This is a genomic window from Halobacillus sp. ABA4_118 (assembly GCF_056160205.1).
In genome coordinates, this window is record NZ_JBSWWS010000001.1 from 2,969,630 (window position 1) to 2,991,929 (window position 22,300).

Annotated in this window: 25 protein-coding genes and 1 other annotated feature; of the genes, 21 read left to right on the forward strand and 4 right to left on the reverse strand. The window is 47.0% G+C overall.

Annotated features, from left to right (window positions below; genetic code table 11):
• Positions 1-66: 66 nt before the first annotated feature.
• The 7 genes from ade (at position 67) to ACXAGL_RS15090 (ending at position 6,177) form a co-directional block, all read left to right on the forward strand.
• Positions 67-1,812, forward strand: a complete 1,746-nt coding sequence (gene ade, locus ACXAGL_RS15060; protein ID WP_474991628.1) for an adenine deaminase — start codon at positions 67-69, stop codon at positions 1,810-1,812.
• Positions 1,813-1,974: 162 nt separating this feature from the next.
• On the forward strand, positions 1,975-2,364 hold the full coding sequence (locus ACXAGL_RS15065) for a hypothetical protein (RefSeq protein WP_474971659.1): 390 nt from the start codon (positions 1,975-1,977) through the stop codon (positions 2,362-2,364).
• A 152-nt stretch (positions 2,365-2,516) separates the two neighbouring features.
• Positions 2,517-3,332, forward strand: coding sequence for a YitT family protein (locus tag ACXAGL_RS15070; protein WP_474968167.1), 816 nt, complete (start codon positions 2,517-2,519; stop codon positions 3,330-3,332).
• Positions 3,333-4,361: 1,029 nt separating this feature from the next.
• Positions 4,362-4,925: a DUF4256 domain-containing protein gene (locus ACXAGL_RS15075; protein WP_474968169.1), complete on the forward strand. Its 564-nt coding sequence runs from the start codon at positions 4,362-4,364 to the stop codon at positions 4,923-4,925.
• Between the two features lie 17 nt (positions 4,926-4,942).
• Positions 4,943-5,734 carry a hypothetical protein gene (locus tag ACXAGL_RS15080; RefSeq protein WP_474991630.1) on the forward strand — a complete coding sequence of 264 codons (792 nt, stop codon included), beginning with the start codon at positions 4,943-4,945 and terminating at the stop codon, positions 5,732-5,734.
• The gene (locus ACXAGL_RS15085; RefSeq protein ID WP_474968171.1) at positions 5,722-5,853 is read left to right on the forward strand and encodes a hypothetical protein; all 132 of its coding nucleotides are present in this window, start codon (positions 5,722-5,724) and stop codon (positions 5,851-5,853) included. The genes ACXAGL_RS15080 and ACXAGL_RS15085 overlap by 13 nt, the downstream gene beginning before the upstream one ends.
• 54 nt (positions 5,854-5,907) lie before the next feature.
• Positions 5,908-6,177, forward strand: coding sequence for a hypothetical protein (locus ACXAGL_RS15090; protein ID WP_474991632.1), 270 nt, complete (start codon positions 5,908-5,910; stop codon positions 6,175-6,177).
• Positions 6,178-6,319: 142 nt separating this feature from the next.
• Here the strand turns inward: ACXAGL_RS15090 and ACXAGL_RS15095 are convergent, their stop codons facing one another.
• Both ACXAGL_RS15095 and ACXAGL_RS15100 read right to left on the reverse strand, forming a co-directional pair.
• On the reverse strand, positions 6,320-6,700 hold the full coding sequence (locus tag ACXAGL_RS15095; RefSeq protein ID WP_474991633.1) for a hypothetical protein: 381 nt from the start codon (positions 6,698-6,700) through the stop codon (positions 6,320-6,322).
• A gap of 370 nt (positions 6,701-7,070) precedes the next feature.
• Positions 7,071-8,207, reverse strand: coding sequence for a CapA family protein (locus ACXAGL_RS15100; RefSeq protein WP_474991634.1), 1,137 nt, complete (start codon positions 8,205-8,207; stop codon positions 7,071-7,073).
• A 654-nt stretch (positions 8,208-8,861) separates the two neighbouring features.
• On the opposite strand from ACXAGL_RS15100, the gene ACXAGL_RS15105 reads away from it, so the two are divergent.
• On the forward strand, positions 8,862-9,188 hold the full coding sequence (locus ACXAGL_RS15105; RefSeq protein WP_027953838.1) for a YnfA family protein: 327 nt from the start codon (positions 8,862-8,864) through the stop codon (positions 9,186-9,188).
• A gap of 118 nt (positions 9,189-9,306) precedes the next feature.
• Here the strand turns inward: ACXAGL_RS15105 and ACXAGL_RS15110 are convergent, their stop codons facing one another.
• Positions 9,307-10,650, reverse strand: coding sequence for a sodium-dependent transporter (locus tag ACXAGL_RS15110; RefSeq protein WP_474991636.1), 1,344 nt, complete (start codon positions 10,648-10,650; stop codon positions 9,307-9,309).
• Positions 10,651-10,737: 87 nt separating this feature from the next.
• Positions 10,738-10,943 (reverse strand) — a binding site (T-box leader).
• Between the two features lie 123 nt (positions 10,944-11,066).
• Here ACXAGL_RS15110 and ACXAGL_RS15115 point away from each other — a divergent pair.
• The 13 genes from ACXAGL_RS15115 to ACXAGL_RS15175 all read left to right on the forward strand — a co-directional run bounded on the left by ACXAGL_RS15115 (position 11,067) and on the right by ACXAGL_RS15175 (position 21,887).
• Positions 11,067-11,321, forward strand: a complete 255-nt coding sequence (locus tag ACXAGL_RS15115) for a hypothetical protein (protein ID WP_474991637.1) — start codon at positions 11,067-11,069, stop codon at positions 11,319-11,321.
• 97 nt (positions 11,322-11,418) lie between these two features.
• A complete protein-coding gene (locus ACXAGL_RS15120; RefSeq protein ID WP_474991639.1) occupies positions 11,419-12,321 on the forward strand; it encodes a M23 family metallopeptidase in 903 nt (300 codons plus the stop codon).
• Positions 12,322-12,459: 138 nt separating this feature from the next.
• On the forward strand, positions 12,460-12,999 hold the full coding sequence (locus ACXAGL_RS15125; protein WP_474991641.1) for a sigma-70 family RNA polymerase sigma factor: 540 nt from the start codon (positions 12,460-12,462) through the stop codon (positions 12,997-12,999).
• A complete protein-coding gene (locus ACXAGL_RS15130; protein WP_474991642.1) occupies positions 12,999-13,412 on the forward strand; it encodes a PadR family transcriptional regulator in 414 nt (137 codons plus the stop codon). Before ACXAGL_RS15125 ends, ACXAGL_RS15130 begins: the two co-directional genes overlap by 1 nt.
• A complete protein-coding gene (locus ACXAGL_RS15135) occupies positions 13,409-14,701 on the forward strand; it encodes an FtsW/RodA/SpoVE family cell cycle protein (RefSeq protein WP_474991643.1) in 1,293 nt (430 codons plus the stop codon). The genes ACXAGL_RS15130 and ACXAGL_RS15135 overlap by 4 nt, the downstream gene beginning before the upstream one ends.
• Positions 14,702-14,966: 265 nt before the next feature.
• Positions 14,967-16,244: an ABC transporter substrate-binding protein gene (locus ACXAGL_RS15140; RefSeq protein WP_474972317.1), complete on the forward strand. Its 1,278-nt coding sequence runs from the start codon at positions 14,967-14,969 to the stop codon at positions 16,242-16,244.
• 111 nt (positions 16,245-16,355) lie between these two features.
• On the forward strand, positions 16,356-17,264 hold the full coding sequence (locus ACXAGL_RS15145) for a carbohydrate ABC transporter permease (RefSeq protein ID WP_160836443.1): 909 nt from the start codon (positions 16,356-16,358) through the stop codon (positions 17,262-17,264).
• The gene (locus ACXAGL_RS15150) at positions 17,261-18,094 is read left to right on the forward strand and encodes a carbohydrate ABC transporter permease (RefSeq protein ID WP_474968180.1); all 834 of its coding nucleotides are present in this window, start codon (positions 17,261-17,263) and stop codon (positions 18,092-18,094) included. The genes ACXAGL_RS15145 and ACXAGL_RS15150 overlap by 4 nt, the downstream gene beginning before the upstream one ends.
• A 78-nt stretch (positions 18,095-18,172) precedes the next feature.
• Positions 18,173-19,186, forward strand: a complete 1,014-nt coding sequence (locus tag ACXAGL_RS15155) for a LacI family DNA-binding transcriptional regulator (RefSeq protein ID WP_474968181.1) — start codon at positions 18,173-18,175, stop codon at positions 19,184-19,186.
• Between the two features lie 25 nt (positions 19,187-19,211).
• Entirely contained in the window at positions 19,212-20,558 is a 1,347-nt protein-coding gene (locus ACXAGL_RS15160) for a GH1 family beta-glucosidase (protein WP_474991644.1), read from the forward strand.
• A 123-nt stretch (positions 20,559-20,681) separates the two neighbouring features.
• Entirely contained in the window at positions 20,682-20,957 is a 276-nt protein-coding gene (locus ACXAGL_RS15165; RefSeq protein WP_474971650.1) for a hypothetical protein, read from the forward strand.
• A gap of 137 nt (positions 20,958-21,094) precedes the next feature.
• Positions 21,095-21,445: a nuclear transport factor 2 family protein gene (locus ACXAGL_RS15170; protein WP_474991645.1), complete on the forward strand. Its 351-nt coding sequence runs from the start codon at positions 21,095-21,097 to the stop codon at positions 21,443-21,445.
• Between the two features lie 16 nt (positions 21,446-21,461).
• Positions 21,462-21,887, forward strand: coding sequence for an NUDIX hydrolase (locus tag ACXAGL_RS15175; RefSeq protein ID WP_474991646.1), 426 nt, complete (start codon positions 21,462-21,464; stop codon positions 21,885-21,887).
• On the opposite strand, the gene ACXAGL_RS15180 is transcribed toward ACXAGL_RS15175, so the two are convergent.
• Positions 21,867-22,256 (reverse strand): hypothetical protein, encoded by a 390-nt coding sequence (locus tag ACXAGL_RS15180; RefSeq protein WP_474971647.1) that lies wholly within the window; start codon positions 22,254-22,256, stop codon positions 21,867-21,869. The two genes, ACXAGL_RS15175 and ACXAGL_RS15180, sit on opposite strands and share 21 nt — an antisense overlap.
• Positions 22,257-22,300: the final 44 nt, after the last annotated feature.

Below are 22,300 nucleotides of genomic sequence, written 5' to 3' on the forward strand. Positions count from 1 at the left end.
AGTTTTTTTATATCGATGACCAGCCGGCGGTACGTGCTTATCTCGTTCGAAGAAAGGGGCAGAAGCATGGATCAACACAAAGAGCAGTTACGAAAACGTATAGAGGTGTCAGCCGGAAAACGCTCCGCTGACATGGTCATCAAGAATGGCCGGGTGATCGACGTCTTTAACCAGCGGGTGGTGCAAAAGGACGTCGCCATCGTGGATGGTCTCATTGTCGGTCTGGGTTGCTATGATTCGGCTGCAGAAATCGTGGATGCCGCTGGAATGTACGTCGCGCCCGGCTTCATCGACGGACACGTTCATATGGAATCGTCCATGGTGAGACCGAGTGAATTTGCCAAAGTCGCTCTTTCCTGTGGTGTGACGTCTGTGGTGACGGATCCTCATGAAATCGCCAACGTCTGTGGAAAAGAAGGGATCCAGTTCATGATGGATGATGCCGCAGACTGCCTGCTGGATGTTTATTTTATGCTGCCGTCCTGTGTGCCCGCTGCAAGCCTTGAACAGAACGGAGCGCATCTTACAGCTGATGACCTCGAGGGCTTTTATAAACATAAGCAGGTGCTCGGACTCGCTGAAGTCATGGACTTCCCGGCTGTCGCATCAAGAGCAGAGGATATGATGGACAAGCTGCTTACCGCTTCCCGTCTCGGTGTTCCGATTGACGGCCATGGTGCAGGATTTGATGAGAGGGCCCTGAACATTTATAAGGCCGCCGGCATCACGACGGATCATGAATGCAATACAGGCGAAGAAGCCCTGGAGCGGATTGAACGGGGCATGCATGTCCTCATCCGGCAGGGATCGGCCTCCAAGGATCTTTCATCTATTGTTCCTGTCGTAAACGAGCGCAATGCGCACAGGTTCCTTTTCTGTACGGATGATAAAGGTCTTGACGAATTGATGGAGGAAGGCAGCATCGATGATAACGTCCGGTTGAGCATAAAACATGGGATCGACCCGATTCAGGCCGTGCAGATGGCGACAATCAACGCCGCGGAATGCTACGGCCTGGAGCAGAAGGGAGCAGTCGCCCCGGGATATGAGGCGGACCTTGTTTTCTTTGAGGATTTAGAGAACATAAAGGTTCAAACGGTCTATAAAGCAGGAGTGAAGGTGGCGGAGGCAGGGGCCTATGCCGGTGATCCGCGTGAAGCTGACCCTGTCGTTCCATCGGTCTGTGACACCGTTCGTATTCCTGAAATGAAAGAAGGCTCCCTTGATATCCCTGTCTTTCACAAGCAAGGTGCGGTCATCGAAGTCATCCCCAACCGGCTGCTGACACATAAACGAATCGAACGTGTGGATGTCGAAAACGGGCTGTTTGTCCCTTCACAGGAACGTGATCAAAGCAAACTCGTCGTGGTCGAGCGTCATCAGAACACGGGAGATACAGGTCTTGGAATCGTAAAAGGGCTGAAAATGAACAATGGGGCCATCGCATCGACAGTCGCTCACGACTCTCATAACCTGGTCGCGGCAGGAACGAGTGACAAGGATATTCTGACTGCGATCCATCATCTCCACGACATGGGCGGAGGTCTCGCCGTCGTTCAAAACGGGAAGGTTCTGGCTTCCGTGGAGCTTGAAATTGCCGGACTGATGTCCAAGCAGGACGCACCAGCGCTTTATGACGGTTTGAAAAAAATCGATGTTGCGTTGGAACGCGTGTTAAAGAATGATGTCGATATCCATCCGTTTTTGACCTTATCGTTCTTAACCCTCCCCGTCATACCGGAGTTAAAGCTGACAACGAAAGGATTGTTTGATACGACCCAGCAGAAGCATATCCCCGTCAGTTCACACTGAACACGCACGAAAAGCTGAAGAAGGACGTGTCTTCAGCTTTTTTTCTTTTTTACAGAGAGGATATTGAGGATTGTGAGGGATTCTGAAATAATTATCATAACCTGGGTTTCATCTTTTGCAGACATCGCTTCCTCTGCAAACTATATAGAAAGAAGGGGTGTTATGAAAAAGAAGGGATGGGTCATGACGGCCCTTCTCGGTTTACTCATTCTGAGCAGCTGTTCCAATCAGGAACGCTATATTTATGAAGGGGATAGTGAACATTGGCATGGAGAAATGGAAGTGAATGTGACGGAGAAGGAAACGACTGAAGATTTTGCTTTGATATTCAACGGAGATGTTGAGCAGCTGGGGGAAGCTGGTTATTTAGAATACGAGTATGAAATGATCACGTCTAAAGGGCGTGGAGAAATCAACTTCGAGAATACCCCGGAAAGCAGAACATTCACACACCATTCCGGCAGTAACTCTTCCGTGTTCACCAGTGATCAGACCATCCGAGTGACCGTCGAATGGGGAGAAAACAAAGAAGAATTCGTATTGAAAAAATGACGGCTGAGCCTTTGTTCCTCAGCTGAAAAACAGGTTTATCTATGGATCTTGAAGTGAATCATTTACAGATCCGTCTTTTCTATTCGCTTTTTATAAAAGAGTCTGTTTAGAAAAGGTGGATGACATTTTGGTTGGAGATGGGAGGAAAATCTATGAAAAACACCCTGTACATTATTATTGGATCTCTTTTATTTGCGTTGGCAGTGACGCAGCTGGCGATGCCGAACTCCATCGCTGAGGGCGGTATTGTCGGTGCTTCTCTTTTGATTTACTACGGCACCGGAATCTCCCCCGGAATTACGACACCAATCATATTCGTCGCCCTGCTCGGTGTCGGCATAAGGTATCTTCCGAAGCCGATGGTAATCAAAACCGTTTTTAATGTGGCCTTATTTTCCTTTTTTCTATGGTTTTTCGAACACATCTGGGCGTATCCGATCGAAGATGCCCTGCTTGCCGCCATTTTTGCCGGGGTTATTACCGGAATCGGTTTCGGCTTCATTTATCAGGCCGGCAGTTCGGTCGGAGGGACCTCTATTATCGCCCGGATGCTCAACCATCAGCTCGGGTGGGATTTGACCGGAGTGACGTTCGCGCTTGATGCGATGGTCGTTGTTGCAGGTATCTTTATTATCGGTCCCATCTCCACCATGTACACGCTGATCACCTTGTACGTCGGAAAGATCGTGACAGACTTTGTGCTCGGTGGCTTTGACTCGAAAAAAGCCATCAATATCATTTCTCCAAAGACAGAGGAAATTTCTCAACGGATTACGACGGAGCTTGCTTCCAGTGCGACGCTGTTCTATGGAACAGGTGAATATTCCAAGGAGGAGCGCCGGGTGCTGTACATCATTGTCCATACCCACCGTCTTCTTAAGTTGAAGCGGGTTGTAAAAGAAACCGACCCTGACGCCTTTATTGTTGTGCACAACGTGAAAGACGTGTCGGGTGGATTTATTTCATAGGTTCGTAGAAGAGCAGTTATTCGTTTTGAATAGCTGCTTTTTTTATGCCATAGTTCTTATCAGCTGTTATTGGTATGGATGTTTACTTATAATACACAACTCCCCGTAGAATCAGGAAATTTACATTCCCCATATTTAAGTTGAATAATCGAACTGTGTCAGACCACGTGAATATGATATTTTCTAAGTTTCATACTTTCTTGGAATCAGGAAGGTGATTTTGATTCTTTGTCGAAGAGGAGCGTAAGAAGAGAAAGGATATAGGGTAAACAAGGAAGCATGGAAAAAAGACCAGATCCAGCTCACGACCATTGGGGTCACGTTAAAAAGGTTTGTGAACCAATACGGGTGAACGATGCCATTTAAGGCCATTCCGATCCGTTTCTGCAAGCGTACATTTTTCCCCAGCGTTGAGTGGGAGTCAGAAGCACGAATTCCTTATCTTTCTGTCAGTACCCGGAAGATCAAGGGCAGGAGAGAGTTACCTGTATACGGAGGAATGGTGAGTAAAAACAATGAAACGATTTACTATGAAAATCGTAGAATGAATGGAACAAGCTTATATGTTAGACAACATCTAAAGATAAGGAGAGGGGTGTCATCAATTTCGCTCTTTTATTTGGTGTGCTGCTGACCTTGTTTTCGCTCGTTACCATTCGGAAGGTAAAAAAGAAGAAAATACGTTTCAACGGATCATTCACATCGGATGTCTGGTTACAGGGATCGTTTTATTAAACGGTTTTAGCATTCAGTTCCAAGAATTTATTGGAAAGTATTAAAAGGAGGCTCATGCTTGATTACCATTGCTTTAGCATTCATCGCTATCGTTCTTATTGTCATTGCCCGCAACCTGCAGTTTATTGGGAAACAGTTGAAAAAGATTGCGGAAAGTGATCATCAGGATGGATAAAGGATCCTTCCGTGTCTTCGTCTGTCCTGATCACCCGGCCTCCTATTTGGGAAAAGGGGAGCACTGAATTTTGGACTGCGATAGGATCGGAACAAAGAAACGTTAAAGGAGGAAAAAGCATGTCTAAGGAAAAGCTTTTATCTCAAGAGGAAAGCGATCAACTTCGATCTTCATTGAAGCAGCGTTTTGACAAGCACCCGGAACGTCATCAGGGAATTCAGTGGGCTGATGTAGAAAGAAAGCTGAACACTCACTCTGAAAAAAACGCTGTGCTTTATCGTATGGAAGAGACGGGCGGTGAGCCGGATGTGGTTTTTTACGATGAAGAGAAAGATGAGCTTGTCTTTTTTGACTGTGTGAAGGAAAGTCCAAAAGGACGGAGGAGCGTCTGCTATGATCGGAAGGCGCTGGAAGCGAGAAAGAAATACAAACCGGAAACATCAGCAGTGGACCTGGCCGGGGACATCGGCATCGAAATGCTTTCTGAACAGGAATACCGTTTTCTTCAGGAAACGGGAGAGTATGATACGAAAACATCCAGCTGGGTAAAAACGCCGGATGACGTCCGCTCCAAAGGCGGGGCGATTTTCTGTGATTTCCGCTACGGGCGTGTATTCACCTATCATAATGGGGCGGAATCCTACTATGCCGCCCGCGGATTTAGAGGGTCACTCCGGTTTTAAAAGAGAAAGGGGATTCGATGAAATACGCCGTATCTGTAACCGACACATCCCATGTACAATCCATCGAAAAAAGCGGGAAGCTGATGCTGGAAGAGCTTGAAAGGTTTTCTGAACAGCTCAGGACAATTTCCTCGTATGAATCACCGCGGGGCATCGTTTTTCATGATGTTCCATCAGCAACAGAACTTTATTCGACCATTCCACTTCCGGCGTATACCTCCAGGGATCTGATTCACCTTCATCCTGTGGTAGAGACGTGGAAAGAGTTGTATAGACCAAGTGCAGCAGGAGTACCGGAAGCGGAGAGGTATTATGACAGCCTGACCGTAAAAGATGTGGCTGTAATTGCCGCTCATGAACTTACTCACCACGCCGATGTTTTTCATTCTGAGTTTGAAACATGGGAGGATGAAGATGCCCGGGATATGTGGTTTGAAGAGGGTCTCTGCTTTTACATACCAAGAACACTGATGTTGAGTAAAGACCGGTGCCAGACCATCAAGGAAGTCGAACGCTTATTGATCGACAAATATAAGGAAGAATACGGAACATATCCGCTTGATCAATTTGGTGCGGCGGGATACCGGGGAGGAAGCAGTGAAGCGCTATCCGCCGCTTTTTATGATTATTGGAGAAGTACCCACGTCGTTTCCGAGCTCGTAGAAAAATACTGCGGAGGAAGTGTCCATACATTACTGGATATCTATCGTGAATGGGTGGAGGGGACTTCGGATGAGAGTCTGCAGCAGTTTTTTGTGACGTACTTCTCTTTTACAAAAGAAGAAGGGAAAGCGCTGTGGCTGATGTAGATCAGACGATATCTTTGATAAAAGTGCCGGCGGCGATGGCCCTGACAGGGAATTTGACTGCTTTGTCCATAGCGTGGGAAATTGCCCCTGGCATTCGTTCATTGTTAACATCTGTTTGAGGTAGAATGATTAAAATCATTAAATTGTTACATTTGGAAGGTAGGAGGGCTGTAATGGCGAATAAATACATACATATGATAAATATAATTATAGGCGTATTGGCTGTAGGTTTTAGCGTTTTCTTAGCCTGGGCTGTCGCAGCATTTGCTCCTGAAGAAAATGCTGCAGTAATTATGATTCCAATACTGGTAACGGTAGTTTGGGGTATAGGTTATTTGGTGCAGCTTAAATATCATACATTAAAGAATGTGTTGATTATGGTCCCTGTTGAAGCCATCATATTTTACCTGATCATAACAAAAACCTCGTCACTTATGAATTAAATGTGAACGAAAACCCAACCTCATGAAAGGGGGGCCTTTAGCTCGCGGGCTTGCATGGCAAAGATAGATTCAAGAAGTCAGAGGTCCTGCAGGATAAAAGATGATTGATAATATTGTTCTTTTTAATCTTGTAAACAACGATCTACTTAACATTTAATTTAGCAGCTTTGGAAACACTGCCTTCAAACTTTCCATTTTCATATTCCCATTGTGCTGTTAAAAGAATACTGTACTCCCCCTGACTGCTAATTACGAATGAATGACCATCGACAACCTCCTCCGAAATAGATGCAGTATCGTTCTTTAGCGTTTTTGTTATATAACTTATTTTTTGGGGTTGTGGGCCGTCAATGTTAACGATGATTTCTTCATCTTCTTTAACAGGAGTGATCCTTACATTTTCAGTCATTTCATTTAAATGAACATTATTTAATTCTCGCTTTACAGTTTCTTCAGAGCATTTGTTTGATGAGAAACAGTTTAGAACTGATTCAGAGGTAATGTTCTGCTCATTTTGGGACAATGAAACTTTAACATTGTCTGGAGTTATTGAGTTCTTTTCATTTTCTTCATACGCTTGTTCATTTTTTGTTATGTTTTCGGTATTATTCCTAAAACTAAAGAAAGACGCATCATAAAAAGTATTTTCTTAAGCATCCTATTCATCGTTTTTTTTAGGCGGCTGCTACTTGTTATTCCGATAATCTAATTATTGTATTTAGAAGAAGTCATGGAGAAGTTGACCAAAAAATTCTTAAGCATAAGAGCAGGTTGGTGCCATTGATGCCAAAGGACGAGCTGCGAGTTTTTAAGGGAACGAATCCTTTGAATCGATGGTGTCCTTTTCAGTAGCAAAAAACGCACGTTCTTAGGAAGAGCATGCGTTTTTTTGCTTAGTTTACCGATAGATCATGGATAGATGTTTTCATGTGTTTGGATAGTTCCTCGAACATGTCATGATCAAATTCCTTCATAGGGAGAATCTTGAAATCCTGATCATTTGCAAAGTCTACATACGTAAGTTTAAACCGTGGTTCCCTTATATCGATGGATGTTCCCTCTATACCTTTCACTTTCTGCACAGTCACTCCAGCTATGCCACCCATCCGCCGGTATTTTTCCTCCTGGCCGGAGAGAAAATTACCGAGAGAATAAAAAACGAGACTCTGAGACCCATCTGTATTTTCAATCCATTCCGGTGGCTGCAGCACGTGCGGGTGATGCCCGAGTATAATATCTGCTCCTTGTTCGGCCGCAAAGGCTGCCAATTCCTTCTGATCTGTACTCGGGTTTCTTTCATATTCATTGCCGAAATGTAAACTCATGACGACGACATCAGATTCTCCGGCGGCCTTCTCAATGTCAGAGGCAATCAGATCTTTATCAATCCTGTTCACCAGGTATGGTTTTCCATCAGGGGTCGGGATTCCATTTGTTCCATAGGTGTAAGCCAGAAAGGAGAAAGTGATGTCATTCTTTTTGATCGTTGTGATCCTATCTCTTTCCTCCGGTGACAAGTAGCCCCCCACCTTTTTAATTCCCAGTGAATCCCATTGATTAATCGCGTTTTCAATCGCAGGAACTCCCCGGTCCAGCGTATGATTGTTGCTCATGGAAATAATATCAATGCCGTTAGCTTTTAACGCATCCCCTAATTCAAAGGGGGTGTTGAATGAAGGGTAGGTGGATACGCCGATGGCCGCACCGCCCATGATGCTCTCTGAATTTGCAAAGGTAATGTCGGCATTGGAAAGATGGGGGGAGACCTCTTGAAACATCGGATTAAAATCATAGCCTGAAGAAGTTTTCGCATCATTGTATACTTCTTTATGGATTAACAGATCCCCCACAGCAGCGAGTGAAACTTCCGTCACATCGGTCTTGTTCGTTGGTTTGTTGAGCGTTCTCATATTGGATGACACACGTTTTTCCGTGTCTTCTTCGTTCGGTTGGGAGAAGATGGTGGAAGCGCCAATGAAACTAATAACCAAAATGATCGCTGAAATGATAAGCAGGCTTTTCCTTTTCATCAAACCCTCCTGTTGTCGATATTTTGATTGCTTGGTCCCATAAACCACCACTCATACCTTTAGAATAATGATAAAGCGTCATTACAGGACCTAGATAAGCAGGCCTGTGAGGTTTGTTGGACATAAGCGGAATAGTTTCGACATCATATGACTTTTATTATAAAATAATTGTTAAATCCAGGCAAATCTCCCCATTGAAATTTATGGTTTTTAATGTGTAAAGAAACCCTTGCTTTAGGAGGAGATTTCTTCACGCCTCTTTAGTAAGGTCGTGTACCTATCCTTTTGAATGATGAAAGGAAGGTTCTACTGGAAAAGATGATGAAGCAGAATAATGGTGAAATATAGTGCTGTTCGTGTTTTCTCATTGCTCACTTTAAGGAAGTTAAAGAAGGTGGAGAAACTTCGGAGAGAGTTAAGAGAACAACTGGAACCGGCCAACGATTTCCATAGAATATGAGGAATAACAAAAATAGGATAGCGGCGATTTTTCAATAGAGTATCCACCTTTTAGTAAAGGGGCAGAACAATCACAAAGGATGGCCTCCCATACAATAATATGGAATACTATACCTATAAGGAAATGGGAAGAATCTCTTGATAAAAAGGAAAAACAGGTTCATAGACTCGATAGTTTAGGAAGTGATTACGATTATCCTACATACGATTTTACTCTTTGTCCTTGCAGGTATAGCGGAGATAGGGGGAGGGTATTTGATCTGGCTGTGGCTGAGAGAAGGTAAACCGCTGTATTGGGGATTGGGCGGAGGTGCAGCTTTAGCGTTGTATGGTGTGATTGCTGCATTCCAAGCTTTTCCGTCCTTCGGGAGAGTTTATGCGGCATATGGGGGAGTGTTTATCATTCTCTCTGTTTTATGGGGATGGGGCGTAGATAAAAAAACACCTGATTTATATGATTGGATTGGTGCAGGAATATGCATGGTCGGTGTAGCGGTCATGTTACTCGCCCCACGGGAGTAGTTCCATATATTCGAAAAGAAAAATGGCTGGAGTTTGTGTTATCCGTGTTTAAAAAAGAGGAACGTCCAAAAGTGGAGGTTCCTCTTTTTTAGTAAGAGTCTTTAACAAAGTCTATCGGTTAAAATACGTCAAGCACATCCAGCATGACGATGATAATCAGAAGCGGCGCCACATAGCGGAGCAGGATAAACCATGTTTGGAACAACCCTTTTTTCATCCGGCTGCCGCTTTGCAGTTCTTCATACAGCGCTGACTTTTTCATTTTGTTCGGTACATACAAGGCGATCAAAAGCGACCCGATCGGGAACAGGATGTTGCTGACTACATAATCCATGTTGTCAAAGAACGTCCGTCCGAACAGGGTGGCGTCTGCCAGGACTCCGTAGGACAATGTCGATGGGATCCCGACAGCGAAGATGGCGAGGCCGATGATCCACGCCCATTTTTTCCTCTTCGCCTTGTCGCCCTTCGAGAGCACGGATACGATGATCTCAAGCATAGAGAAAGCCGAGGTCAACGTCGCAAACAAGAACAACAGCAGGAAGCCGGCAAAGAAAATCATGCCGCCCGGCAGCTGGCTGAATACAGTCGGAAGCACCTGGAACAACAGGACAGGTCCGGCATCCGCCTGGAGGTCAAATGCGAACACTGCGGGGAAAATGGCCAGTCCCGCAAGCAGAACGATGAAAATGTTCATGCCACCGATGGATAAGGCAGCGCGGGGCAGGTTTTCTGTTTTAGGCAGGTATGAACTGTACGTTACCATAACGGAAACTCCGACACTCAAGGTGAAGAAGGACTGCCCCATCGCCTCTAGAATCGTCTGCGAGGTTACTTTGGTAAAGTCAGGCATCAACAGGAAGGTGATGCCTTCCAACGCGCCATCAAGAGACACGGCCCGGATGACAAGCAGGATAAACAATACAAACAAGGCAGGCATCATGATTTTACTGGCTTTTTCAATGCCCTGCTGGACACCCCGGGAGACCACAAGAATGGTCATGACCATGAAGATCAGCTGGACAAGCACACTTCCGAACGGATGGGAAATGGTGCTTCCGAATATCTCTGCGTAGGAGGAGGCATCCACGGACGCCAGCTGCCCGGTGAGTGTTTTATACAAATAAGCGACGATCCAGCCGCCGATCACACTATAGAACGACAAAAGCAGGAAGGATGTGATCATCCCCATGATGCCGATCCAATGCCATTTCGTTCCTGGTGAGATCGTTTTGTAGGATTCTACAGCATTTTTCTGAGCGGTGCGTCCGATGGAGAACTCTGCTAACAGCAGGGGCAAACCGAGAAACAATGTAAAGATAATGAATAATAGAAAGAATGCTCCGCCTCCGTTCTGGCCGGCGATATAAGGGAATTTCCAGATGGCGCCGAGTCCGATGGCGGAACCGGCGGCAGCTAATATAAATCCGATCTTGGATGTCCACTGCTCTTGTTGTTTCATAATGACATAAGCTCCTTTACCTTCTTTTTTACTTTGACGCATCTATGCGCCAAAGGGCTGACAAATAAAAAAACCGCCCCTACATGACGTAGGGACGGTTGGACCGCGGTACCACCCTTGTTATGAGCATACACTCATCACTTGTGCGTATAACAGTCGCCACTGTTTCCCACCACGGTGGAAAAAGCTCCAGAAGTGAAATTCACAGTCAGGATGTGTGCCGGTTTTCACCACGCACCGGCTCTCTGGGACAGGGATCCTGACGGCTACTTGATTTCTCTCTCAGCCGTTCTTTTTATTAACAGTTGGATACTATTTTAATCATGGGTCATTCTTCTTGTCAATGTAAAAAATATGAAATTACCCGATTGAACGCTTCTCTTCCGGGTATACCTTTACAAAAGGGGGGAAGTCATATGACGACAGGTGCTGTCATTGCTTTTGCTGCTGCGCTCATTCTGGCCGCGGTCGGATGGAAGAAATGGAAGTCCTTGACACATGGGCGTTCGGTTATTTTGACGCTGCTGTTTGTTACTTTTGGCATCGGCGGGGCTATCCTGCTTCTGTTCTACCTCGGATCCTCCGGTGTTCCGGGCGCGCTGGTCATCACGGTTGCTGTGTTTGCTATTGCGGTGCTGGGGGCCAGTGAATACTTAAGCAGACGTACATGAAGAGGGACAGCCTGAAACCTATGAAACTTTTTCCATTGCAGAACGTATAGATGATTAAAGAGCGTCATCGTTCTAATTTGGCGAAGGGAATGATTGGTTGATCTGGTTTCAGGCTTTTATCCACCTCGTGCTGCCCGTACTATTGTTTGTCCATTTATTGAAATCAGCGTATTCGAAACGTACATACCTCTTGATAGACTGGGCTGCGGTTCTCATGTTCATGGCATTTATTTTTGTCATCGGGCCGTGGCACATGTTTACCCACTACATGCGCTGGCTTCTGCCTCTCAGCTTTCTCATAGTAAGCGTTTTTGTCTACAGGCGTTGGCGCAGTCTGCCTGAGAAATCGGAAAAGAAGAGGAAAGGGGCTGTATTTTCCATGGTCATCAGCCTTCTTCTTATCCTTTATTTTGGATCCATTGCGGTCTCCGGACTGTCGGGATACGCCCTGCCGGAAGAAGACAAGGCCGTCGACATGGAATTTCCAATGAAGCACGGGGTCTATGCATTGGGTCACGGGGGAGCCAGTACGTCGATCAACTATCACTATGAATCCAAGACACAGGCCTATGCTTATGACATTCTTAAAGTCAATGCGCTCACCGTCCGTGCTGACGGCTTATCTCCCGCCAGCCTGGAAGACTATGAAATCTACGGTGAGCCGCTGTACAGTCCGTGCACAGGTGAAGTGACAGCAGCGGTGGACGAATATGAAGATATTCTCCCGCAGGCGGAGCCGGACAAGGAGCAGCATCCCGCTGGTAACCACGTCATTCTTTCCTGTCAGGGCGTGGACGTTCATATCGCCCACATGAAACCGGGCGCAGTCCATGTCCAGGAGGGAGATGCGGTTGAGGCGGGCCATCTCTTAGGGGAAGTGGGAAACACAGGAAATACGACGGAGCCGCACCTTCACATTCATGCAGAAAAAGATGGAGAAGGCGTGCCTCTGACGTTCCATGACCGATTCCTGAAACGAAACAGCCTCGTATTTCAGTGAGGACATCCGGAATGGAGCCATCTTTGATGGCCTGCACCGGACGTTTTGGCCTGAGACAGCACACTTCGTGCTGTCTTTTTTTATTTTTGTAAAACTATTTCCAGACCTGTATCGTTTAATGGGGCAGGAGGGGACAATGTGGAACACTCAATGAATACACCGATTGAACATGAAAACAGAGAAGCAATCATCCAGGAACTGATGGAAAACTACGGAACAGCCATCCTCCACCTTGTCTATTCCTACGTCAAGGATGCGGCACTGGCGGAGGATTTAACGCAGGAAATTTTCGTGAAGGGCTATCACCACCTGCATACATACAATGGAACGTCGAAAATGACAACGTGGCTGTGGCGGATCGCCATCAATCACTGTAAGGATCACTTGAAAAGCTGGTACAACCGGAAGGTGACCGTCTCCGAGCAGGAACAGCTTGAACAGACAAAAGATGCTTCCAGTACAGAAGACACGGTTATCCAGAACCATGTCGACCACGAACTGGCCGCAGCGGTGATGGACCTGCCTGAGAAATACAGGGAGGTCATCTATCTTCACTACTACGAGGACTTATCGACGAGAGAGATGGCCGATGTTTTGAAGAAAAATGAAAATACATTAAAGACACGATTGAAGCGAGCAAAAGTTCTACTTAAACATCGCCTGGGAGGGACACTTTGATGGAAAACCGAATAAGAAAGTTGAAGCAGGCACTCGATCATACATCATTCAAGCCGTTGACATTTGATCAGGCGCGTCGAAATGAAGTGATGGAGAAAATAGCCGAACAGGAATGTAGCCCGGAACAAATCCGCCTGTCTATTTTACAGCTCCTCGTACAGGAGGAGACAGGCTATACGCTGGCTGGTAAAATCCGGGCAAGAGGGATTAAAACGTTTGAAAGCGATCAAGGTGCGCTGTATACGACGCTTCACATTCTTGAACAGAAGCGGTGCATCCAGTCGGAGTGGAGAGAAGAAGAGCAGAAATATTATCAACTGACGAGAAAGGGAAGGAAACTGCTTAAGAAATATGAGTCCTCCCCCGACAAACCGCAGGTGCTGCGAACGCTCGTGGAGGCGGGACAGATATGAGATCACGAAGCGATTACCTTCAAACCGTCCAGTCCTTTATTAAAGACAAAGAAACCGGGAATAGGATTGCCTGTGAGTTGAACAGCCATATCCAACAGGAAAAAGAAAGCCTGCTGAACAAGGGGTTCAGTCCGGAAGCGGCTGAGGCGGAAGCAGTCCGCCGGATGGGGAGTGCACCGGAAACCGGCCGTCATTTCCAGGACGTGTACAAGGAAAAAATCGACGGATGGCTGGTCTTTCTTCTGGCTGCATTGATGGCCTGCGGTTTTCTGACGGCCCTGATCTTCAGCTGGGAAAACGGCTACTCATTCAACGGGAAAGTCTTCTTCACGGCAGCCGGTGTCGTGGCAGCAGGGGGCCTTCTGTTTGTTGACTATAGGAAGCTAAGGCCGCTCGGGTGGCTGTTTTACGGGCTGGGTCTGGCAGGAGCCATGTTTCTGACGTGGGGACCGATGTCGATGACCACGCTTATTCTGGGAAGCGTAGGTGTGCAGGTCGGCCCCTTTCATGTGACCAGCATCGATTTTATTCCGATGCTTCTCGTTGGTCTTGCTGCCATCGGCAGTAACGGACCGATGAAGGTGTGGAAGGGGATCGTGTTGTATATGCTTCCTGTCTACTTTTTCATGGGAGCTGCGGATCCGAATGCTGCGTTCATTTATACCCTGCTCTTTACAGCCCTGTTCCTCCATAAACAGGTGAACAAAAAAATCCTCTGGTCGTTGGTTTCGTTAGCCATCATCGGAGCTGTATATGCTGGCTGGTGGTTCTTTGCAGCTGCTGCCAGCTATCAAAAGGATCGGCTGCTGTCGTTTTTATCCCCGGAGAAATTCTCGAATGGGGGCGGGTCTATGTATCTGCGGATGGAGGAAGTCATCAGTCATGCCGCATGGATAGGGGAGAGCTCACAAGCGGAGCCGCTGCCTTCCGGCCACACCGATTTTGTCTTTCTTTCAATAGTGAATCAGCTGGGCTGGGCCGCTGCCCTTATTCTCCTGACCCTTCTGATACTTGTGATTGGCCGCCTGTTCTGGATGACAAGGGAGATTAAAGAACCCTTTGGTCAGCTGCTTGTAAGAGGGAGCCTGGTTTTCTATGCTGTTCCAGTCCTTTACCATGTACTGATGTCTATAGGAATCCTTCCAACCGCTTCCTTTCCGCTTCCGTTTCTCAGCTACGGGATGGACGCTACTGTTCTTCATGCGGTTTTATTCGGGCTGGTGCTGAGTGTATACAGAAAGAAAAACCCCGCTTCCTTTGCTGCCCATGGGAAAACGAGGCTTCAATAATCACACCAGTCAGACGGCTCCCTTGTAGAGGGAGGTCGTCTTTTTTAGGCTCAATGGCTGAGGAAAGGGAACCATGCAGAGTTAACGAAACCGGTTTACTAAAATTACATAAAACTATTATAAAAACAGAAAAAACCTGTTGAAAACGGATACATTTGTCGTTATAATCAAGCTAACCTTACAAATCAATTGATTTTTTTTAGGTATTAACGAAACCGGTTTCGTTAATCGGAGGGAAGCAACTAAATTGATGGATACGAAAGGGATGGTCAATGTGAAAAAGAGGTTCACACTCGTTCTGTTACTGGTCTTATCTATGTTTCTTTCTGCCTGCAGCAGTGATGATGAAGCGGCATCTGGAGAAGGGAAAGTAACACTGGACTTCTGGGTATTTGGAGCAACGAACTATGAGACGCTTGCTGATGAATATGAAAAGGAAAACCCGGATGTTACGGTCAACATTAAAAATTCTGAGCTTGGCGATCACCACGACAGCTTGTTTACAGCCATCTCTGCCGGAACAGGCGCCCCGGATTTGACAATGATAGAAGTCGATCAGCTGGACCGTTACCGCGAAGCGCAGGGTCGTTTCGTAAACTTGTATGAGTTAGGAGCGGATGAAATTCAGGATCAATACTTAGATTGGAAATGGAAGATGGCAGAAAACGGGGGAGGCGATTTCCTCTTTGGTCTTCCAACCGATATCGGACCTAAAGCGATGTATTTCCATACCGATGTGTTTGAAGAGGCCGGCCTGCCGACAGATCCAGATGAGGTGAGCACCATGATTTCCTCTCCGGATGAATTTTCAGAGGCTGCGGAGACAGTTTTGGAGGAAACTGGCAAGCCGATGGTCGACAGCATGGAAATGGCTTTTCGTGCCAATATGGATGCCCTGCAGGTAAGCTATTTCAATCGTGATGGAGAGCTTCTTATCAATGAAGCTGATAATGGAGTGAAAGAAGCCTACGATTATGCGGTGGATCTCCAGGAGAAAGGTGTCGTCGGATCCTTTGAAATGTGGACGCCGGAATGGGCCAACGCCTTGAATAAAGGAGAGTTTGCTGTAGAAATGGCACCCGCCTGGCTGAAAGGCTACATGACCGAAAATGCGCCGGAGGGCGAAGGGAAATGGAAAGTGACCACACTTCCAACGGATTTTGCCGGTAACTGGGGCGGTTCTTATGTGGCCATTCCATCTGAAACGAAAAACAGTGAAGAAGCCTATGCCTTTGCTCAGTGGATGCTTTCTCCTGAAAACCAGTTGAAGTCTTTCACAGAAAGCGGTTTATTCCCATCTGCTCCTGAAGTGTATGAAATGGAAGAGTTCGTGAACAATTCCGACGAGTATTTCGGTGGACAGAATACCGCGGCTTATTTCGCAGAGGCTGCTCAGGAAATACCTGAAGTCTACAAAGGGCCGAAATACGTTACGGTAAACAATGAAGTGTTGACGGCTCTGCGCAATGTGCAGGAAGGGGCCGACCCAGAGGAGGAATGGGAAGGGGCTGTCAAACGAATCGAAGATCTTATGAACCGCTAAAATGTCACGGGGCTGGGTGGGGAACATCCGGCCCTCCTACATAAAGGAGGGAAAGAAGTGGAGAGTGTACAGAAGCGTCAGCATGCATCCAAAGCCGCAGCGAAGACACCGATGTCTGAGAAAAAGAAAGATATGCTGTCCGGTTATTTGTATATCGCACCCTTTTTCATCATATTTGCCATCATCGGTCTCTATCCAGCTGTTTTCAGCATCGTCCTCGCCTTCCAGAAATGGAACGGCCTCGGGGCCATGGAGTTTGTCGGGTTCAGCAATTTCGTTGTCGTCCTTCAGGATCCGTTGTTTTGGAAGTCGTTGTATAACACAGTCATCATCGGTTTAATGGGAACGGCTCCTCAGCTGGTTGTCGGCATTATTCTTGCTTATTTTCTTAATATGGCGGTCATCCGCTTTACGAATTTTTTCCGGGTCACCATCTTTATGCCTTACATTACATCGATGGTAGCTGTCGCATTAGTATTCGGTGTGTTTTTCAGCAGCAGTGAAACCGCGCTTGCCAACTATGTCATCGGTTTGTTCGGTGTTGATCCGGTCAGTTGGAAAACGTCGGAATGGGGAGCGAAAATTGCTATTTCCCTCATGGTTTTCTGGAGATGGGTCGGCTACAATACGATCATTTATTTAGCTGGTCTTCAAAGCATACCGAAGGATTTGTACGAAGCCGCAACGATCGACGGCGCTGGAAAAGTCCAGCAGTTTCTTCACATCACCATTCCATTGTTGAAGCCGTTTATCGTCCTTACGGTATTCATGTCGACGGTCGGGGCGCTTCAGTTGTTTGCTGAACCGGCTGTATTCCTCGGTTCCTCCGCTTTCAACAGGGATGAGGCGATGACTGTAGTCATGTACCTGTACCGTGATGCGTTCAACCTTGGCTCTTTCGGAACAGCGTCCGCAACGGCGGTGCTTCTGTTGATCATTATCGTGGCGGCTGCCGCAATCAATACGTGGCTCACGTCCGGATTCGGTCGTAAGCAGAAGAGGAGGGCGTTTACCAAATGAATAAAATGAAACGTGCTGCAAAAGGAACGCTCCCTGTTTATATCGCCCTTGGGTTTGCGTCACTCGTTTCGATCTTTCCATTTTACTGGATGTTTGTAATGGCCACACAGCCAAGTGCGGCCTACAATTCCATTCCACCGACGCTTCTTCCCGGTGATCAGCTGGTGGAGAACTTCATGAAAGTGCTGGATACGATACCATTCTTCCAGGCGATGTGGAATACGATCGTACTGTGCTCGACGGTGACCTTGGCTGTCCTGTTTATCAGTTCACTGGCGGGTTTTGCCTTTGCGAAATTTCAGTTCCCGGGGAAGAACTTCTTTTTCATTCTGATTCTCTTAACGATGGTGATTCCGCCGCAGCTCGGCTTGATTCCTCAGTTTTACCTGGTTTCTCAGCTGGGATGGCTCGATACGCTGTTAGGGGCGGGCGTGCTGTTTTTACTCAACCCTCTCGGGATTTTCCTGATGCGGCAGTACATCAGTGAATCGGTTCCTGATGAGTTGATGGAAGCGGCGAAGCTGGACGGCTGTTCCAACTTCAGGATTTACAGGAGCATCGTGCTCCCAATCATCAAACCCGCCTTTGCGACGCTCGGCATCATCGTGTTCACGCTCGTCTGGGGTGAATTTTTGTGGCAGTTTACGGTTCTGCGTGATCCGGCTTCCTATACGCTGCAGGTGGCGCTTGCTTCCTTAAACAATGCCTTCCGTGTGGACTTCGGGATGCTGTTGAGCGGTGTCTTCTGGGCGACGGTTCCACTTATTCTCATTTTCCTGATTTTCAACAAATGGTTCATTTCAAGTATCACAGAAGGATCCATCAAGTAAATCTGTCCCGCTTCTCCAAATTGTTGATACAATAGATGGTAATGACATGGAGGCTGATTTTGAAGGAGAGAAAGAGATATGGATTTGACAATACGTGACATAGCTAAGATGGCCGGAGTGTCTCCAGCCACGGTTTCCAAGATTATCAACAATTATGGAGGCATCAGTGAATCGACACGAAAGAAAGTCTATAAAATCATTGAAGATACGAAGTACCAGCCGACGTTTTCAGCAAAGTCGCTGGCGACGAAGAAATCGAATTTGATCGGACTTATCTATGCGGGGAAAATCAATGTTGATTTCACCCACCCTTTTTTCAACGAAGTCGTCAATTCGTTCAAAAAAGCGGTCGGATCGCTCGGGTATGACCTGCTGCTGTTCTCGAATGAAAAGATTTACCAGGGAGAAAGCAAGTATTTGGAAAGGTGCAAGCATTTCCACGTGGACGGGTGTCTGATCATCGCAGGGGATGAAATTGAAGAGGCCGTTCATGACATTGCCCAAAGTGACATTCCAAGCGTGGGCATTGATTTGAAACTGGAAGGTCCGCAATCCAGCTATATTATGACCGACAATGCGAAAATCGGAGCCAAAGTGGTGGAGCACCTGTACTTGAACCAGGTCCGTACCATCGCCTATATCGGAGGAAAACAGGACTCGCTGGTGTCCAGTATCCGTAACATCGGTTTTATCGATGCGATGAATCAGTTTGGTCTTCCTATTGAAAAGGACTGGCTCTATTACGGGGACTTTTTCGAAGAAAGCGGCTATGAAGGAATGAAGGAGATTCTGAAAGCCGATCGTCTTCCGGAAGCTGTCTTCGCAGCGTCTGATATGATGGCACTCGGTGCGTTGAAGGCGATCAAGGAAGAAGGATTATCCGTTCCTGAGGATATCCAGCTGATCGGCTGTGATGATATTGAAGCATGCCGGTACAGCGATCCACCACTCACAACAGTCAAACAGGACAAACAAAAGCTCGGAAAGCTGGCTGCTTATATGCTGGAGGATTTGATCAAGGATGACCATGATATCCAGGATATGAAAGTAGACCCTGAGCTTGTGCTCAGAGCTTCTACGAAGGAAAGCTGAACGTTAAAAACTGGAGGTATCGCTTATGACAACTATTCAATTTCCAGAACAATTTAAGTGGGGGGCGGCCACCGCGTCCTACCAAATCGAAGGGGCAGCAAAGGAGGGAGGCAGGACTCCTTCGATCTGGGACGTCTTTGCTCATACCCCCGGCAACGTAAAAAACGGGGATCATGGAGATGAGGCCTGTAACAGTTATCATATGTACAAGGAAGACGTGCAGCATTTGAAAAGCCTCGGTGTCGATCTTTACCGCTTTTCGATATCATGGTCCCGGGTCATTCCTGATGGGACCGGAGATCTGAACGAAGAAGGAGTGGCCTATTACCGTCATCTGATTGATGATCTGATCGAAAACGGGATCGAGCCGATGATCACCCTTTATCATTGGGATCTTCCCCAGGTGCTTCAGGAAAAGGGCGGATGGGAGAACCGCGACACGACAGACGCGTTCTTATCCTATGCCGAAGCAATGTTTCAGGCGTTCGGTGGACAGGTGAAAAAGTGGCTGACCATCAATGAACCGTGGTGTGCCTCCTTTTTATCCAACTACCTCGGCATTCATGCGCCGGGAAAAACAAGCCTGCAGGCCGCCGTTGATGTTTCCCACCACCTGCTGCTTGCTCATGGCAAAGCAGTCCAATCGTTCCGGAATTTTGTGCCGGACGGGGAGATCGGGTATGCTCCGAATGTTGGCTGGCTGGAGCCCTTTACTCCGGATGAAAAAGATGTGGAAGCCTGCCGCAGAGGGATGATGTGGCAGAAGGAATGGTTCATGGATCCTGTGTTCAAAGGTACATACCCAGAGACGCTGCAGAGCATCTTTGCTGAACAGGATGCCGTGCTGCGTATGGAAGAAGGAGATCTCGATATCATCTCCCAGCCAATCGATCTTATGGGAATCAACTACTACACAGGAAGCCTCGGCCGCTACAAGGAAGACGGAGGCATGTTCCAGGTCGAGGAGATTCCCGTGGACGACCGCCGCACAGATATCGACTGGCCGATCTATGCAGAAGGCTTCTACAAAACGTTAAAGGATCTTCATGAAACGTACGGTGACTTGCAGCTGTACATCACAGAAAACGGGGCCTGCTACAACCACGACGTAGAAGAGGATGGAAAGGTGCATGATCAGGAACGAATCGAATACTTGAAACAGCACCTCACATCGCTGAGCCGGGCCATTGAGGCCGGCGTCCCGATTGCCGGGTACATCGTCTGGTCGCTTCTTGATAATTTTGAATGGGCGGAAGGCTATGACAAGCGCTTCGGAATCATCCACGTCAATTTTGATACGTTTGAGCGTACACCGAAAGACAGCTACTACTGGTATAAGGAAACGGTGGAAAACCATACGTTTGATCTATGAATCTAAATAAAAGACAAGCCGCGCTGTCAAGAGGCAGCGTGGTTTGTTTTATGGATAACGCCCAGACCACACCTTCTCGCCCGGCATAGGCTAAGGTTGAAGCAAACGGAAGGGGCGATCGTTGTGGAACGGATTTATCATCATGGACACGGCACCTACGTACCCGGCGGAGGATACCATCACGGACATGGGACTTATATCCCGGGGTATGGCTATCACCATGGACATGGCACCTATGTCCCGGGCTACGGGTATCATCATGGGCAGGGAACGTATGGAGGATCCGGTTTCGAGCACGGACACAGCAGCTATGCACCCGGCTACGGGTACCATTACGGCCAGGGAAATTATTATCCGTGGGGCGGCGTTCATCACAGCCACGGTGGATGGTACTCTTAATCAATCAAAGAAAGGCCCTCAAGGGGTCTTTTTTTCTGGTCATAAACAGGAGTGTATGCTGAACAAAAAGGATAAAAAAGGAAATGTGTAGAACTAATCTTTATAAAGGGGCGGTAAGCAGAAGAGGGTGAGGATAGATGAAAGATCTAAAAAACCATCTCAGGGAATTAGAAGGAGCACATATCAGTCTGGACGTCAGGTCTTCCGCTGAAAAACTGGATCAGATCCTTGCAGATGATTTTTGGGAGATTGGCAGTTCCGGAATCATCTATACGAAAAAAGACTGCCTGAATCTTGGGGTCGTTCTGTCAGAAATGACGCTGCATCATTATGAGATTCAGATTCTGGCAGAGGATACGGTCCTGAGTACATATAAAGTCAAGGATACGACGCGGAAGCGGAACACATGGAGGAGCTCAGTCTGGAAGAAAATCCATGGCAGATGGCAGCTGTATTTCCATCAAGGAACAATCATCCCGGGTCAGTAACAAAGGAGGTGTGCTTGTGGAACCTGTATGGAAAGTCTATGGATATATCACCCGCTTTTATAAAGAAAAGCCCCAGGTGCTTGTTTTTCAACATTCGGTTCCTGAGGCCGGCATTCAAATTCCTAAAGGAACTGTGAACCCGGGGGAAGATCATCTTCATGCTGTTGTAAGGGAAATGGTGGAGGAAACAGGGCTGAATTCCGTCTATGTAGAAAAATTACTGGCGGTGGATACGTGGATGAATGAGGGCAGAAAGCCGCATAAGCGGTATTTTTATCAGCTCCACACCCCGGAGGTGAAAGGCAGCTGGCTGCAGGAACCGTCCGGGGGGAGAAGAAGAAAAGGGCTGATCTTCCACTTCTTCTGGATTTCGTCCGTAGAGGAAGTGGATTTGATCAGAGGACATGGGGATTATCTCCATTTAGTCCTGGACGGCCTCTGAGGCAATCTTTTTTCTGTTTGTTTGTACAGGTCTATCCCATAAGCATGCGGAGACCAGAAGAGAGGTCGCAAGCCCACACCCGATAATGGCAATGAACGATGAGGGATACGCATATTGAATGGCTTGAAAAGCGTCTATTCCCCATAGAAATGGAAACAGAAGAGACACGTAAAACCAGTCATTGGATGCTTTTTCAGATGCTTTGGCTGCGAAACGCTTCCCTGTAAGGGCTGTGATCAGAATAACGATGGCAGAAATGATAAACGAAAGCGCATGCTCTTTGGATGCTGTTCCTTCAAAAAGAATAAACCGATACATCCCTAAACCGAATAATCCAGCCAACGTACTATTGTATAAGAATCCAATCATTTTACCTCTCCCTTTTGATGAGGAGTAATAGAAATACCTTCGTA

What these genes read in the sequence shown, in the direction of transcription:
- ACXAGL_RS15155 (WP_474968181.1), top strand. Translation starts at nt 18,173, where the DNA reads ATGGATTTGACAATACGTGACATAGCTAAGATGGCCGGAGTGTCTCCA.
- ACXAGL_RS15100 (WP_474991634.1), bottom strand. Translation starts at nt 8,207, where the DNA reads ATGAAAAGGAAAAGCCTGCTTATCATTTCAGCGATCATTTTGGTTATT.
- ACXAGL_RS15140 (WP_474972317.1), top strand. Translation starts at nt 14,967, where the DNA reads ATGGTCAATGTGAAAAAGAGGTTCACACTCGTTCTGTTACTGGTCTTA.
- ACXAGL_RS15130 (WP_474991642.1), top strand. Translation starts at nt 12,999, where the DNA reads ATGGAAAACCGAATAAGAAAGTTGAAGCAGGCACTCGATCATACATCA.
- ACXAGL_RS15135 (WP_474991643.1), top strand. Translation starts at nt 13,409, where the DNA reads ATGAGATCACGAAGCGATTACCTTCAAACCGTCCAGTCCTTTATTAAA.
- ACXAGL_RS15090 (WP_474991632.1), top strand. Translation starts at nt 5,908, where the DNA reads ATGGCGAATAAATACATACATATGATAAATATAATTATAGGCGTATTG.
- ACXAGL_RS15075 (WP_474968169.1), top strand. Translation starts at nt 4,362, where the DNA reads ATGTCTAAGGAAAAGCTTTTATCTCAAGAGGAAAGCGATCAACTTCGA.
- ACXAGL_RS15150 (WP_474968180.1), top strand. Translation starts at nt 17,261, where the DNA reads ATGAATAAAATGAAACGTGCTGCAAAAGGAACGCTCCCTGTTTATATC.
- ACXAGL_RS15180 (WP_474971647.1), bottom strand. Translation starts at nt 22,256, where the DNA reads ATGATTGGATTCTTATACAATAGTACGTTGGCTGGATTATTCGGTTTA.
- ACXAGL_RS15110 (WP_474991636.1), bottom strand. Translation starts at nt 10,650, where the DNA reads ATGAAACAACAAGAGCAGTGGACATCCAAGATCGGATTTATATTAGCT.
- ACXAGL_RS15160 (WP_474991644.1), top strand. Translation starts at nt 19,212, where the DNA reads ATGACAACTATTCAATTTCCAGAACAATTTAAGTGGGGGGCGGCCACC.
- ACXAGL_RS15145 (WP_160836443.1), top strand. Translation starts at nt 16,356, where the DNA reads ATGTCTGAGAAAAAGAAAGATATGCTGTCCGGTTATTTGTATATCGCA.
- ACXAGL_RS15170 (WP_474991645.1), top strand. Translation starts at nt 21,095, where the DNA reads ATGAAAGATCTAAAAAACCATCTCAGGGAATTAGAAGGAGCACATATC.
- ACXAGL_RS15080 (WP_474991630.1), top strand. Translation starts at nt 4,943, where the DNA reads ATGAAATACGCCGTATCTGTAACCGACACATCCCATGTACAATCCATC.
- ACXAGL_RS15070 (WP_474968167.1), top strand. Translation starts at nt 2,517, where the DNA reads ATGAAAAACACCCTGTACATTATTATTGGATCTCTTTTATTTGCGTTG.
- ade (WP_474991628.1), top strand. Translation starts at nt 67, where the DNA reads ATGGATCAACACAAAGAGCAGTTACGAAAACGTATAGAGGTGTCAGCC.
- ACXAGL_RS15065 (WP_474971659.1), top strand. Translation starts at nt 1,975, where the DNA reads ATGAAAAAGAAGGGATGGGTCATGACGGCCCTTCTCGGTTTACTCATT.
- ACXAGL_RS15115 (WP_474991637.1), top strand. Translation starts at nt 11,067, where the DNA reads ATGACGACAGGTGCTGTCATTGCTTTTGCTGCTGCGCTCATTCTGGCC.